This window comes from Streptomyces sp. NBC_00510, from assembly GCA_036013505.1.
In the GTDB taxonomy this organism is placed as follows: domain Bacteria; phylum Actinomycetota; class Actinomycetes; order Streptomycetales; family Streptomycetaceae; genus Actinacidiphila.
In genome coordinates this window covers 9,802,731-9,815,950 of sequence record CP107851.1, presented here as the reverse complement: position 1 = coordinate 9,815,950, position 13,220 = coordinate 9,802,731, and the positions used below count along the sequence as shown (strand labels likewise).

5 protein-coding genes are annotated in these 13,220 nt (G+C 70.5%); 2 read left to right on the top strand and 3 right to left on the bottom strand.

Annotated features, from left to right (window positions below):
* Positions 1-197: 197 nt before the first annotated feature.
* Together OG937_44760 and OG937_44755 are read right to left on the bottom strand one after the other, a co-directional pair.
* Positions 198-857: a hemerythrin domain-containing protein gene (locus OG937_44760; GenBank protein ID WUD78329.1), complete on the bottom strand. Its 660-nt coding sequence runs from the start codon at positions 855-857 to the stop codon at positions 198-200.
* A gap of 513 nt (positions 858-1,370) precedes the next feature.
* Positions 1,371-2,015, bottom strand: coding sequence for a dihydrofolate reductase family protein (locus OG937_44755; protein ID WUD78328.1), 645 nt, complete (start codon positions 2,013-2,015; stop codon positions 1,371-1,373).
* 555 nt (positions 2,016-2,570) lie between these two features.
* Between OG937_44755 and OG937_44750 the strand changes: the two genes are divergently transcribed.
* The gene (locus OG937_44750; protein WUD78327.1) at positions 2,571-4,658 is read left to right on the top strand and encodes an NPCBM/NEW2 domain-containing protein; all 2,088 of its coding nucleotides are present in this window, start codon (positions 2,571-2,573) and stop codon (positions 4,656-4,658) included.
* A gap of 249 nt (positions 4,659-4,907) precedes the next feature.
* Here the strand turns inward: OG937_44750 and OG937_44745 are convergent, their stop codons facing one another.
* A complete protein-coding gene (locus tag OG937_44745) occupies positions 4,908-8,243 on the bottom strand; it encodes a S8 family peptidase (GenBank protein ID WUD78326.1) in 3,336 nt (1,111 codons plus the stop codon).
* Positions 8,244-9,274: 1,031 nt separating this feature from the next.
* Here OG937_44745 and OG937_44740 point away from each other — a divergent pair.
* Complete coding sequence (locus OG937_44740) at positions 9,275-13,069, top strand: S8 family serine peptidase (protein WUD78325.1); 3,795 nt, start codon at positions 9,275-9,277, stop codon at positions 13,067-13,069.
* The last annotated feature ends 151 nt before the right edge of the window (positions 13,070-13,220 follow it).

Genomic DNA, 13,220 nt, shown 5'->3' with positions numbered 1-13,220 from the left:
GGGGTGCGCCGCCACCCAGGCAGAAGACGGCCGATACCGAGGACCGCCGGCAGTCCGCCCGAGGCCCTGGCACTCCATTCGACGTTCCTGGCAGCACTGCCGTAGGCGGTGGGCAGCTGCGGTTCCCGCCGACGTAGGCGTGCCGCCACCCACCCAGTGCCATCGGGCCGGCGTGGGACCGGCCCGAGCAGGCGTGGTCAGCGGGTGACGCGCGGCGGGGTGGCGGTGCCATGCACCCGCTTGGCGTGCCTGGCGTACAGGCGCGGCGCGAGGAACGGCAGGATCAGCCGCGCGGGCGGCGGAGCCTCGGCGAGGACCGCTTTGATCACCTCGGGGTCGCCCTCGTACATCGCCATGCCGAAGGCGAGCGGCAGGGCCTTCTTCGGCACTTCGCTCATGCCGTGCTCGCCGAGCTGCTTCCACTCGGCCGCGGTGACGTACTTCTCGGCCAGGGGGAGGATCCGCTGCTCCTCCATCGCCATGTGCTCCCGCAGTGCGGCCAGCAGCCGGTCGAAGGCCTCCGCGAGCTCGTGCCCGCCGTGTGCGGTGGACCGCCACTGCGGCAGCAGGCGCAGCGCCTGGCTGTTGGCGGCTTCGATGGTGTGATGCTGCTCCTCCATCAGCGGCACGATGGCCTCGGCCTCGGCCCCGCCCCGCTGCTGCAGCAGCGGCCACAGGATCACGTCCTCGCCCTCATGGTGGAAGTGCAGGAGGCCGCAGACGAGCTCGGCGTGGGCGCCCACGACCTCCGAGCGCTGGACGTCGTACGGCGCGACGTCCCGCACGAGTTGCGGGAGCAGGCCGAATTCACGCCGGATCATGGTGTGGGCCATGTACATGTCTCGCACATCGGCCATGGGTTCGTCGGTGCTCGGGTTCACGGGTCCTCGATCGCTGGTGGAACAGCCGACCTCTGCGGCCGGCGAGGAAAGCCTGATCGCGCAGGACACCGGGTGTATAGAACCTCGGCGCCAACAGGACCTGCCGGGTGGCGAAGGATCCGCGGCCGGCGTGTCGTCCTGCGGCACCACCCTCGCCCTGGCCGGACACCGCCGCTGCCGGATCGGGTCGCCATGCATCCGGCACCCGTGGCGAGAGGGGTCGTGGCCCGGCCGAAGGTCATCACCGAGCTCAGCGACCGGTCCACCTCACAGGCCCAGCCCACTCCCGCCACCGCAGCCATCTTGGACAGACCCAGGACCTGCACCGCCACCTGAGCCGGCGCAACGCCAACGCCACACCCTCCACCGCCACCGCGACGTACTCACCGCCCACCGCGAACCAACGCGCCGGCATCCGCCGCGAGGAGAGCATCCGCCGGAGCGGACGCCCTCTCGCAGCCGCAGCCCGAATCCGGATGGGCCCGGGTGTCAGCGTCGCCAGAACAGGTGGTGCGTCACGCCGCTCGGGCTGGGCACGACCTCCAGGTGGAACCGGTCGAGCAGTTCCTCGGGGGACTCCCACAGGCGCAGTCCCGACCCGAGCTTCACCGGCGCGACCGCCACATGCAGGGTGTCGACGAGGCCGGCGTCAAGGAACGCCCGGATGGTGGTGACCCCGCCGCCAAGGCGCACGTCCCTGCCCTGCGCCGCTTCCCGCGCCCGTTCCAGGACCGTGGCCGGGTCGCCGCCGACGAAGTGGAACGTGGTGTCGGAGAGCGTGAACGAAGGACGCTGGTGGTGGGTCATGACGAACACCGGCGTACGGAACGGAGGCTCCTGCCCCCACCAGCCGCGCCACTCATGGTCGCTCCAGGGCCCGCGCTGGGGCCCGAACTTGTTGCGGCCCATGATCTCGGCGCCGATGTTGCGTGCGAAGTCCCGCGTGAAGTAGTCGTCCAGGCCCCGGCTACCACCGGGGTCGGTGCGCATCGGCCAGCTCGCCGTCGCACCGGCCCAGCCGAACAGCCGCTCGGGACGGTCACAGCCGAACGGCCGCTCCAGGCTCTGGTCCTCACCGGCACCGATCCCGTCACTCGAGACATTGAAGTTCATCACTCTCAGCAGCTGATCCACGATCTTCCTCGCCAGGTCCTGTTCGTCTTCATGTGCGGCAGGCCGCCGCACACGAAGACGTCGAACAGGACACGGCCGGATCGACAGCAGCCCGCAACCTTTTTCAGGGGCTGCGTCAGGACGCAACCCCCCTGCGGTTCGGCGCATGTCGCCAGGTTCGCGTGCACTGCACCGACAGCACCGGCGGCACGGGGTTCGCCACGGTTGAAGCCGTCAGCAGCCAGCACCGGACGTTCGTGCGCGAATGCCCGCAAGCGGGAACACCCCTCGCCCATCCAGCCATACGCCACATCTGACACCAGATCAGGCACGACCTGACGGGACGCTGTTGGGGGGTGCCCCGACCGAGTCCAATCAGTAACTCTTAATTTAGGAATTATTATTGACGCGCGCCGGTAACCGCTGCAGGATCCCTGGAAACAAGATCGCAACAGGCGCGCGGGCATGGAGCGGTCCGGGAACCGGCCGCCGCACCCTCCACCAGGGGGCGGCGCCACGGGCTCACGGCCAGGACGCACCGGCACGCCTGATCGATCGGACAGCGAAGGATCCGATGTGAAACGACATCTCACCGCTCTCCTCGCCCTGGTGACCGGCGCATTGGCCGCGGCCGTGCCCGCGCCCGCCCAGGCCGCCCCGGCCGCCGCCGGCGCAGCCGTCACGGCGCCGGCATCCGCGCAGGTGCTGAGCCCGACGCCGTACATGGGCTGGAACACCTACTACGCGTTCGGTGGCGATCCCACCGAGGCCGAGATCAAGTCGACAGCCGACTTCCTGGTCAGCAGCGGCCTGCGCGACGCCGGCTACCAGTACGTATGGATCGACGGCAACTGGGCGGCACCGACCCCGCGCAGCGCGGCCGGCGACCTGACGCCCAACCCCGCTCAGTTCCCGAACGGGCTGTCGCCGCTGGTCGACTACATCCACTCCAAGGGCCTGAAGGCCGGCATCTACACCGACGCCGGCCCGTACATCCCGGGCAAGTGCGGATTGGGCAGCCACGGCTACTACCAGCGTGACGCGGACCAGTTCGCGGCCTGGAAGTTCGACGCGGTCAAGGTGGACTACCTCTGCGGGATCGCCGCGGACCTCGACCCCAAGACCGTATACACCCAGTTCGCGCAGGCGCTGCGGAACAACGCCAGCAAGCGCCCCATGATCTTCAACCTCTGCAACCCGGTGACCTCCCCGGACTGGGGCAACTACCCCGAAGAGCAGCAGTCGACGTACTCCTGGAGCTACGCCCCGAAGATCGCAGAGTCCTGGCGGACCTACACGGACGTGGGCTTCGTCGACGAGATCAAGTTCAAGGACGTGCTGCGCAACTACGACGCGAACGCGCGGCACCCCGAAGCCGCCGGTCCCGGGCACTTCAACGACCCGGACTACCTCGGGCCCGAACACGGAATGTCCGACGAGGAGTTCCGTACCCAGATGACGCTCTGGTCGGTGGCGGCTGCCCCGCTGGTGATCGGCAGCGATGTCACCAAGCTGGGCAAGACCTCGCTCAGCACTCTCTCCGACCCCGACGTGCTCGCGATCAACCAGGACCCCGCCGTCGTCCAGGCCGTCCGCGTCGGCCCCGCCGGCACGACGGAGACCTGGGTGAAGCGGCTCGCCAACGGTGACCGTGCCGTGGTGCTGCTGAACCGGGGCGACAGCCCGGCGACGCTGACCGCGAAGGCGTCGGCGGTCGGGCTGTCCGGGGACCGGTTCACCCTGAAGAACGCCTGGACCAACCAGGTCACCGAGAGCGCCGGCACCATCAGTGCCGCCGTCCCCGCCCACGGCGCGGCCCTGTTCCGGGTCGGCCGAGCCACGGGCAAGCCCGGTGTCCCGCACGTGGTGGCCGGTCTGCCGCAGGTCACCCAGGTCGGCGGCGACACCGTGCCGGCCGGGACCGCCCCGATGGTCGCCGGCGGCGACCAGGCCCGGGTCGAAGTCACCGTCCGCAACGACGGCGCGCAGCCGGTCTTCACCCCGCGGACCGAGCTGACGGTGCCCGCCGGCTGGACCGCCCGACCCCTCGGCACCGCGCCGAAGCTACTGGACTCCAACCGTTCGGTGACCTTCGCCTTCACCGTGACCCTGCCGGCCACCGCCGCGCCGGGCAGCACCGCGCTGACCGCCACCACGTCGTACGAGGTGATTGGCAAGAAACGGCTGCAGCAGGAGACGACCGCGCCCGTCGTGGTGGCACCGGCCGCACCGGACGGCGACGTCGTGCTGTCCCACCACCAGTGGATCAGCGCCACCAGCGGATGGATGAGCCCCACGGTCGACCTCAGCGTCGGCGGCTGGTCCCCGATCAGCATGCTCGGCCAGGTCCACCCGACCGGTATCGGGGTCGCCTCGCCCTCCACCATCCGCTACTACCTCGGCGACCAGTGCAGCCGGCTCACCACCACCGTCGGCATCGACGACGCGGTGCGCAACGTCGGCCCGGAAGGCGGCACGTCGACCTTCCAGGTCATCGGTGACGGCAAGGTGCTGTTCGACAGCGGTGTCCTGACCCGCGACGACACCCGCCAGGCCGACGTCGACCTGACCGGCGTCCGGGTCCTCGACCTCGTGGTCGGCGACGCCGGCGACGGCGGCTACAACGACCGCGCCAACTGGGCCGGCCTGAACGCCACCTGCTGAACCCCGACGGCCGCGCCCAGGTGACACCACACCTGGGCGCGGCTGATCCGCCACAACACCACGACGCCGTGGCGCGCAGTACGCGCCACGGCGCCGCCATGCCACGACACCAGGCCACCAACCCCGAAACAGGCCGGCCCGGGCTGGTTGCGGGCCCGGTGTGGCCGGAGGTCGTTGCAGTGGCTCCGGTAGGCCGGAACCGCGGCGGGCGTGAGCCCTGGGCCGCGGTTCCGGTCCTGCGGGGGCGGGTTACTTCGTCAGGTAGGCGTCGATGATGGTCTCGTCGACGGTGTTGCCCTGCTTGTCCACGGCTTGGGCCTTGAACGAGACGCTGCCGCCGGCCTTGGGGTTGGTGACCTGGACCCGGCCGTCGCAGACGTTGAGCTTCTGCCAGTTGACTCCCTTGTCGTAGGAGGCCCACACGCTCAGGGACTTGAGGTTCCGGCCCGCAGCGGTGCCGTGGACGGTCACCGGCACCCACGTCTTGCCCCGGGCCTTGCCCGTGTTGTCGAGGGACAGGGCGGGGGTGAAGCGCACGACGGAGGTCGGGAGCTTGGTGATCCCCGGAGCGTACTCGGAGGAGAACGTCCAGCTCGCGGTCAGGCTCGTGGAGACGTCGGCGACCGTGCCGCGCTTGACCGAGGTGGTCAGCCGGTAGTCGGCACGTTCGTTCTCCGCGACATAGAAGACGTCCAACGGGTTGAGGCTGATGTTGACGAGCTCGCCGTTGCGGTAGAGGTACGTTCGCGCGCTCTCGATCGGCGAGTGGTTGTTGCTGAAGTTCCCCTCGCTGTCCGAGAAGAGCGGAAGCCGCCCGTCGATCGCCTCGTCCGCCCGGAGCAGCCCGATGAGTCCGGCGCCCTCCGGGAGATCCGGCCCGAAGACACCGACGTTGAACACGTGCTCGTAGGAGCGCCCGGGCTTGAACGTCCTCGCGAGTGCGTCATAGCTGGACTCGTAGGAGTCGTTCGCGTCGACCTGCATGAAGCCCAGCTGCCACGCGTTGGTCCCCGAGAGCAGGTGCAGGGTGCCGGTGTAGGGCAGGCCGTGTACGGCACCGAGGCCGGCACCGCCCTCGGTGATCGGCGTGACGAACCCGAACTTGCCCTTCGCCGGTGCTCCGAGCTTCACCTGGACCTTGGCGAACTCCCCGGACTTGGCGTGGTGGGTGAAACCGGTGAGGTAGCGGTCACCGGTCGGCTGGTACACCAGGCTGTACTCGTCGTGGCCGTTGACGCCGGTGGCGAAGCTGACCGCGAGCTGCTGGGTCAGTGTGTCGCCCGCGGGCGCCTTGGGGCCGAGGTGGGCGGTGCGGTACTTCGCGAGGGAGCTGGTGAAGACCCCGTATAGGGTGTCGGAGCCGTCGGGCAGCTCGATGCCCGCGCTGAAGTGGCCGAATATCTGCTGGGCGGAACGGTCGGGGACGGTGATGTCGAGCGCCTTGGCGGTGCGTGCGTCCACCGTCACCGTGGTGTCCTGGGTGAGGTCGAGGTTGGGCTGGTTGAACCAGTCACCGCCCTGACTGTAGGTGCCCTCCGGGTCCACGCGGACCATGCTGTTGAGGAAGTACCGGCCCTTGGGGAGACGCACCGAGTACGTGTCGCCGTACAGCACGGCACTGGCGCCCTTGGCGAGCCCCGACAGGCCCTGCAGCTGGGCGTCCCAGGCGGGGGCGGGCGCGGGCTCGCCCTTGCGGTCCAGGGGCTTCACCGTGACGGTGTACATCTCCGACTCGCGGTCCACGGCCAGCGCGGTGCCGACGGTCTGCCCGTCGCCGGTCGCCGTGAGCCGCCCGGTGAAGGCACCGGTCGTGTCACCGCCGAGGCGGGTGTCGGCGGTGACCTTCACGGTCGCCTCGCCGTGCGCCGGGACGGTGACCTGGCCGTCGGTGGTGAACATCCCGGCGGGCGCGGGGGTGCCGTCAGGTCCGGTGGCGTCCACGGTCAGCTTCAGGGTGACCGGGGAGTCGCCCGAGTTGCGGTACGTGAGGTTTTTCGCGAGCGGCTGGTCGTCGGTGTGCGGCCACTGCGCGAGTCCGTACGAGAGCGAGGTCTCGCGGGCGACGACGGTCTGCTTGATCGCCTTGCGCAGGTCGACCCGGCCCGAGCCCTGCTCGAAGGGCGTGTACCCGCCGGGCGTCGTCGAGGAGACCAGCGCGTCCTTGATGTCGTCGCCGGTCCAGTCCGGGTGCTGCTGGGCGAGGATGGCGGCGGCGCCGGCGACGTGCGGGGTGGCCATCGAGGTGCCGTTGAGCGCCATGTAGCCGTCTGCGACGGAAGGGGCGACACTGGCCAGGTAGCTGTCGTGCGCGGCCGCGGCCCCGATGGCCACGCCGGGCGCCGTCAGATCCGGCTTGATGCCGCCGTCACCGACACGCGGGCCGGTGCTGGAGAACGGGGCCAGCTTGTCCTGCTTGTCCACCGCGCCGACGGTGAGGGCGGCGTCGGCGCTGCCCGGCGAGCCGACGGTGCCGGGGCCCTGCTCGCCGGTGTTGCCCGCCGCGATGACGAAGAGGGTTCCGCTCTCGGCCGACAGCCTGTTGACGGCCTCCTCCGCCGGATCGATCTCCGGTGAGTCCCAGGTGCCCAGGCTGAGGTTGACGACGTCCGCCTTCTCGGCGACGGCCCACTCCATGCCCGCGATGATCTGCGACATGCTGCCGCTGCCACTGTCACCGAGGACCTTGCCGCTGAGGATGCGGGCCCCCGGCGCCACACCCTTGTACGTGCCACCGGACTTGGCTCCGGTGCCGGCCGTGATCGACGCGACATGCGTGCCGTGACCGAACCGGTCCTCGGCGTCCGGCGAGTCGGAGAAGTTCCGCTCGACGACGACCTGTCCGGCCAGATCGGGGTGCGTGGTGTCGACACCCGTGTCGAGAACGGCGATACGCGTACCAGTGCCGTCAAAACCGGCCGCCCAAGCCTCCGGGCCGCCGATCTGGGGGACGCTCTTGTCCAGGCTCGCCTGCACGACGCTGTCCAGCCACACCGAGGCGATACCCGGAGCGACGGTGCGCTTCGCGGCGCCGGCCGCCCCGTCGGTGACCGCCGCCCACAGTTCCGCGGTGCCGTTCGCGGGCGCGGCGACGGCGTCGGCGTTGACGCTCGGCAGCGTGCGCTCGACCTTGGCACCGCCGGTGGAGCGCAGCGCCGTCCTGGCCGCCGGACGGGCCGCGTCGTACATCACGATGAGCCGCAGGTCATGGCGCTGCTCGTAGGCCGGCGAGCTCAGTGTGGTGATGTCGAACAGACGCCGGTCCACCCGGCCGCTCTGGACGAGGCTCCGGGCGTCGTCGGGCATGGCGTAGGTGTGGCCGTCGCGGGTCTCCACCCGGATGGGTATGTCCTCCCGGCCCTTGGCGGGACGCGCGGCGACGATCTCGCCCTTCGCGTTCACCGCGATGCGGTCACCGGTGATCAGTGGAATCCACCGGTGCGCGCCGGTCCCGGCCGGAGTCCCCTTGATCTCGGGACCCGTTCCGAAGGCCGAGGCCGAGGCCGAGAGCTGTGCGGCCGACGATGCCGTGCCGGTGGGCGCGGAGAGTGCCAGGGACGCCGACGGGGTAGCGGCGACCAGCAGCATGCTGATTCCCAAGACCGTGCCGAGCGCAGGTCTCTTGGACGTGAATTTCACGGTTTCCTCTCGCTCATTCACCCCGCGCCGACGCGTGGATTTCACGGTGGACTTGGGGTGCGCCGCACAGCGAAGCACCAGTCCCGAGAGGGTGTCAACGGGTTGATCTTGGATAGACGAATGATAAACTGGTCGTCAACCGGTTGGTTATCCACCGCATTAGCGAACTTTTCAACCCCAACCTGCCCGCTGTCCCCGCTTTCAGGCCGGAATCCGCAATTTCCCCGCCCGCCTCTCTCGGTACGGCCGGATTCGAAGAGGTCATTCGGGGAGCGCGCGTCCCAGTAGTGCCGTGTCCGGACCACCGCGTCAGGGCAACGTGCGCTCGCGCCCGACCAAGCCGCCGAACGGTGTCGACGTACCCGCCGAGCTTGGACGCGCCGCGGACCAGTTCGCGGGCGGCGGCGAGGGCGGGCCCATGCAGCGATCCCGGCCGCCCGCGTCCGGGGCCCGGGTCGTAGCCGAGTTCGGCGACGACCGCACACGATGTGCCGAGGCCAGGGCGGTGAAGGCCTGCGCCGGCGCGGCCCCGGTGGCCCGCGGATCAGGCGGCTGCCATGCCGTGGTGGCCGGTACGGTCAAGAACCGGCGCCCGGCCGCCGCCGGCTGCATGTGGGCTTTCGCCGCCCCCCGGTGCCCGTCACCCCGAGCCCGCTGTACCGCCGCTCTGCGGATCCTCGTTCAACGAGATCCTCGGCTTCCTCTTCCTCCCGTCCAGCGGCCGGCGCCCCGATCGGCCGGAATTCCAACGTCCTGTTGGACGTGCTGTGGCTATCCGGGTACGGCCATTCGGGAACTTGCGGGAGGCCGGTCGGGCAGCGCAGATGACCCTTTTGGTCACATGCAGGCATCGGCGCAAAGGTGACATGGCGTCAAAGTGACATGCCGGTGATCTCGACACGACCGGCCGGAAGCGGATTCATTCGTCTTTGGTATTTCGCATATCCGCTGGTTCATTTTCAGTTCGGTTGGGAGCTCCTTTGCCTGCTTCACCTGTACGCGGCCGAAGGCTGACGGCGCTCGGCATCGCCTTGGCGCTGCTGCCGTCGCTCGGCGCGGTCACAGCCTCCGCCACTCAGACCGGTGCCCATACGGCGGACACCGCGCTCCCGGCGGGTGTGGCGATCCGCAAGGACGCCGGCGATCCCCGGACCATCACGTTGATCAACGGCGACAAGGTGACCGTCACGGGCGCCGGCCAGTCCGCGGTCACGTCGCTGGAGGACCCCGAGGGCCGGCCGGTGTCGGCGTACTCCGTCACACACGACGACGAGACCTTCGTGTACCCGCAGGAGGTGCTGCCCTACGTCTCGGCGGGAATCCTCGACGAGGACCTGTTCAATGTCACGCGGCTGCTCGCCGACGGCTACGACGACACGCGTAGCGACCATCTGCCGCTGATCGTCCGCTACGCCGACGCGGCCCGCGCGCGCAGCGCCGCCTCGCTGCCCCAAGGCGCCGTGCGCCTGCGGACGCTGACCAGCCTGCAGGGGGCCGCGGTCGCGCAGAAGCGCGACGAAGCCGGGAAGTTCTGGGACGCGCTCACCAAGAACGTGAACACCTCCGCCCTCGCGCGCAGCAGCACGCTGGGTGGTGCGGTGACCTCCAAGCGCGCCCCGGCCCCGCTGCTCGCCGGCGGTATCCAGCGTGTCTGGCTGGACGGCAAGGTGAAGGCCGATCTGGCCGACTCCGTCGCGCAGATCGGCGCGCCCGAGGCCTGGGAGAGCGGTGACACGGGCCAGGGCGTGGACGTAGCGGTGCTGGACACCGGCGTCGACGCCGGCCATCCCGACCTGGTCGGCCAGGTCGCGGCCGCCGAGAGCTTCGTCCCCGACGAGAGCGTCGTTGACCACCACGGGCACGGCACCCACGTCGCTTCGACCATCGCCGGCACCGGCGCCGCGTCCGACGGCAAGGAGAAGGGCGTCGCCCCCGGAGCCCGCCTGCACGTGGGCAAGGTCCTCGGCAACTCCGGGGCGGGCCAGACCTCCTGGATCCTGGCCGGCATGGAGTGGGCCGTACGGGACCAGCACGCCAAGGTCGTCAGCATGAGCCTGGGCGGCGAGCCGACCGACGGCACCGACCCGATGAGCGAGGCGGTCAACACGCTCAGCGCCGAGACCGGGGCACTGTTCGCGATCGCCGCGGGCAACACCGGCCCGCGAGGAGCGGTCAGTTCACCCGCCGTCGCGGACGCGGCGCTGGCCGTCGGCGCGGTCGACTCCGCCGACCGGCTGGCCTCGTTCTCCAGCCGCGGACCCCGCGTCGGGGACGGCGCGCTCAAGCCGGAGATCACGGCTCCCGGCGTCGGCGTGCTGGCCGCCCGGTCGCAGCACGCGTCGGGTGAGGGCTCATACACCACCATGAGCGGCACGTCCATGGCCACCCCGCACGTCGCGGGCGCCGCCGCCCTCGTCGCGGCCGCGCACCCGGGCTGGACGGGGCAGCAGATCAAGGACGTCCTGGTCAGCACCACCAAGGCCACGCCCGACTACTCCGCCTACGACGCGGGCAACGGCCGCTTGGACGCCGCGGCGGCCGCCAAGGCCGACGTGTACGCCACCGGAGTGGTCGACGCCGTGCAGGAGTGGCCGCCGACGCCGGGGGTGAACGTCGACCGCAAGGTGACGTACACCAACGACGGCGACACTCCGGTCACCCTCGACCTCGCGGTCGAGGCCGGCACGGCCCCCTCCGGCCTGTTCACGCTGTCTGCTCCGCGGGTGACGGTGCCCGCACACGGCACCGCCGCGGTCACCGTCACCGCGCACCCGGACCGCGGCGAGGAGGCCATGCTCTACAACGCCCGGATCGAGGCCGCCGACGGCGGCTTGGTCAAGCTCGCCACGGCCTTCGGTCTCGTCACCACGTACGAGCTGCACGACCTCACGATCGCGGCCAAGGACCGCTCCGGCAAGCCCGTCACCGGCGACTACTGGGTCGTGCTTCAGCAGGGCAACCGACCCGGGATCACCATGGCGGGATTCGTCGCCGGATCCGTGACCGTGACCATGTACTCCGGGCCCTGGTCGGTCGTCGCGGCCATCCCGGTGGAGGGCGCCCATGGTCCGCACTCGCGCGGCCTGGCCCTGGTCGCCGATCCGGAGTTCCGTCTCGACGAGGACGCGACGCTCACTTTTGACGCCTCCAAGACCCGCCGGGTCACCGCGGTCACCCCGAAGGAGTCCGTCACCACCTACATGCGGGTCGACTACAACCGCACGCTCGAGGCCTCCGGCACCCACAAGCTGTCCTTCTACCAGTGGCCCACGTACGACAGCGTCTGGGCGCTGCCCACCGGCGAGAAGGTCGCCGAGGGCGAATTGACCATGCGGACCCGCTGGCGCAACGAGCAGCCCCCGCTGAAGCTCGCCTCCCGGCAGGAGGCCGTCGACGACATCCTCGTACGACGCGGCGCCACCCCGCTGCACAAGGGCACGAGCCGGCTCGACGCGGTCTACGCAGGGCAGGGCGCGGCGGCGGACTACAAGGGCCTGCGGGCCAGCGGGAAGGCCGCTGTCGTGGTCCGCAACGACACGGTCACCGCGAGCGAGCAGGTGGCGGCCGCCGCAGCGGCCGGGGCCAAGCTGCTCATCGTCGTCAACGACGGCGAAGGACGGCTGGACCCCCGCACCCAGGCCACCCCGCCGCTGACCGTCGTCACGGTCGGCAAGGACCAGGGCGACCGCCTGATCCGCCGTGCTTCCGCCCCCGGCGGCACGGAGCTGAAGGTGTTCTCCAACCCCACCACCGAGTACCTGTACGACCTGGCCGACGCCTGGGAGGGCGCGGTGCCGGCGGACACGGTCTACCGGCCCGCAGCCAAGGACCTGGCCAGGATCGACGTCGCGTTCAAGAACTACCGGCAGGCCGATGCCCGCGAGACCCGCTACGCCGTCTGGCCCGACGCGCCAAGCCTCCGCGTCGACACCGAACTCCCGCGCCCGGCGCAGGGAACCCGCACCGACTGGGTCTCCACCGGATCCGGCGTCCGGTGGGCGCAGGCCGCGACGGTGCTCGGCGAGATCAGGATCCTGGCCCCGCCGCGGACCTACAAGGCCGGCACCACCACCTCCGACGAGTGGTTCGCACCCGTCACCCGGCCCCGGATCAACACCTCCTTCCCCGGCACATTCAACTTCCGGCAGGACGACTTGCTCTTCGTGAACGTTCCGGGCTGGGGTGACGCCGGCACCGGTCGCGAGGGTTACGCACTGACCCCGGACGCCCGGGCCACCGCCTCGCTCTACCAGGGGGACACCCTCCTCAATTCCAGCAGTGGTACCTTCACCGTCGCCACCGGTCTGAGGCCCGAGCGGCAGGCGTACCGGTATGTGCTGGAGACCGCCCGCGGCGCATGGGGCAACCCGTTCTCCACGGCGACCCGGACGGAGTGGGACTTCACCTCCGCCGCCGGGGCGCAGTACGAGGGCCGCGCCGTGGCGCTGATCCAGCTCGACTATGCCGTCGACACGGACCGCGACGGCAGAGCGCGACGTGACGCGTCCCTGACCGTCACCGCCGAGCACCCGCCGACGTCCGACCCGGGCCAGGACATACCGCCCTCCTCGGCCATCGGGAAGGTCGGCCTGGAGCTCTCCTACGACAACGGCAAGACCTGGCACAAGGCCAACGTGACGCGCAAGGGAGACGGCTGGCGCACCACCCTCGACGCCCCGAGGAAGGCCTCTCACGTCACCGTTCGCGCCACGGCCGCCGACGACCGGGGGAACGCCGTGCAGCAGACCATCACCAGGGCCTTCGGCCTGAGGTGACCTGAACCGCACACCCGAGTGGGCCCGGGACGGAACACCGTCCCGGGCCCGCTGCGCCGGCCGGAGGGATGCGACTCGATCCGCCACCATCGAGTCGTCACATCCACGCCGGGCACGTCGTCTACCTGGCGTGAACACATGGGAAACCGAT